Genomic DNA, 552 nt, shown 5'->3' with positions numbered 1-552 from the left:
TGCGCGCTGCGCACCAGCTGCTCGGCCGCCGCGCCCAGGCGGGCGCGCAGCGCGGCGTCGCCGTGCAGGCGCTGCAGCGCGTCGGCCAGCTGCTCGACCGTGAAGGCGTCCGGCAGCTTGAGCAGGACGTCGTCGCCGATGTCGGCGGCCGCGCCGTGGGCGTTGATGATGGTGGCCGCGCCGTACAGCAGGCAGTCCAGGATGGCGGCCGAGGTTTCGCCGCGCGTCATGCTGCGCAGCTGCACCGCGATGTCGGCGGCCGCGCCGTAGTCGGCATAGGTCTCGGGCGGCACGAAGCCGGTGATCAGGATGCGCGCGGCCGCGCCGCTGGCGGCGATGCGCTCGCGCACCTGCTGGCCGTAGCCCTGCGCCGCGGCCTGGCCCACGAACACCAGCTTGCAGCGCGGGTCGCGCCCCAGCGGCGAGGCCAGGAAGGCGTCCACCAGTTCGGCGTTCAGCTTGGTCGCGCCCAGCATGCCGAAGCTGCACACCAGGAAGTCGTCCTCGGCCAGGCCGAGCGCGGCGCGCGCGGCGGCGCGCCGGCCGTCGCCG

At 75.7% G+C, this 552-nt stretch carries 1 protein-coding gene; it reads right to left on the bottom strand.

Annotated features, from left to right (window positions below; genetic code table 11):
* Positions 1–552 (bottom strand): glycosyltransferase (locus GTP77_RS29835; RefSeq protein ID WP_161075754.1); only part of this gene is annotated, 552 nt, incomplete at both ends.

Origin of the sequence: Pseudoduganella aquatica, assembly GCF_009857595.1 — a bacterium.
Taxonomy (GTDB): domain Bacteria; phylum Pseudomonadota; class Gammaproteobacteria; order Burkholderiales; family Burkholderiaceae_D; genus Rugamonas; species Rugamonas aquatica_A.
This window is presented reverse-complemented; position numbering and strand designations above follow the sequence as displayed.